The sequence below is a fragment of the Phaeobacter sp. PT47_59 genome (assembly GCF_028890025.1).
Classification (GTDB): domain Bacteria; phylum Pseudomonadota; class Alphaproteobacteria; order Rhodobacterales; family Rhodobacteraceae; genus Phycobacter.
The window spans coordinates 1-1163 of record NZ_JARCJL010000073.1 but is presented as its reverse complement, the minus strand read 5'-3'; the positions used below and the strand labels follow the sequence as shown (position 1 = coordinate 1163).

Genomic DNA, 1163 nt, shown 5'->3' with positions numbered 1-1163 from the left:
GGACGACTTTTACGCCGCCCGCGACAACACTATGCCGTCGCTACCGTGGCCGAGTATTGCTCCGCCGTTCACAATCAACCTCTCCCAGGTCCTGGCGAGCGAGGTTTTGATCAAGTGTAGATACGCGCTTATACCCAATCTTCATACGAACTCACTGAATTGTATTTTTAATATCTAGACCCTAATTAGATTCGCGTTTTATGTCAAACATACACTCAAAAAACACAAGATCTGAGCAGCTATTGGATTGTCTCGCTTGGGTAGAGCCTAGAAACACATCCTGTGGAGGCTGGAAGCGCTACGGCCTGACGAAGCACTGCATCTTGACTGAAGGCAGCCTCCCCGGACAAAGAGTTCACGTGACCTTTCGCTCGCAACAAAGACCAATGGACACCCTTGAAGTCGACATGCAACTTGGCTGCGGCGTCCACGGCAAGACAGCAATCAGCGCAAAGATCTGTGAAGCGCAGAAAGCTGACTTTGCAAAGTCTGATTGGCAATGTCATTCTAGATAGGAATATGCACCTGATTTGTGCACCAAACTAACAGTCTGATTTCCTTGCCTGTGCAAACATGGTGCAAATCTTATAAGTAGCGCACCAAAAAGCTCTATGACGAAGCATCGGTCTCGCCCCTGAACTGTGCAGCCTTGTCATAGAGCTTCAGTCTGCGCTGTAGTTCTTCTACCTCATCCAATCGTTCTGATCGCATGGCAGGGAGGTCCAGAAACTCCCAAAACTCTTCCGGCGTTCCAAAGGAAAACCCATTTAAGATGAACCGCGTCAGGAAAGGTAAGACAAATTGAAGCATCTGAAACGCAATTGTTTCCTCGTCATCGGTGTTGATAGGATGACCATGAGAAATAAGATGCCGACGCAACGCTAGGTGTTTGCCAACAATCCGATACTCGACGTTGTCTTTGAAGATATGTGAAGCTCGGGTGACTTTGGTCTCAGTTTTCTCATATCTAGACCCGGAGATATTCTCAAAAAGCCGCCAACCGTCAAGGAAGGACTCCTCAAGATTTGGGTTTGAGAAAGCTTTGAAGTATCTGATGGCGGCAGACCTACAGAAGTCAGACCAAGGGCAGGGCAATCGCATATGGCTCATGCCGCCGCTAAGCCATTGAGAACGTTGCGTAGGAAGTCGTCGTCCCAGCCTGC

1 protein-coding gene is annotated in these 1163 nt (G+C 48.8%); it reads right to left on the bottom strand.

Translation table 11 applies throughout. The features are described 5' to 3' along the window. Nucleotides 1-609: 609 nt before the first annotated feature. Nucleotides 610-1163 (bottom strand): hypothetical protein (locus tag PXK01_RS21930; protein WP_274861736.1); only part of this gene is annotated, 554 nt, incomplete at its 5' end.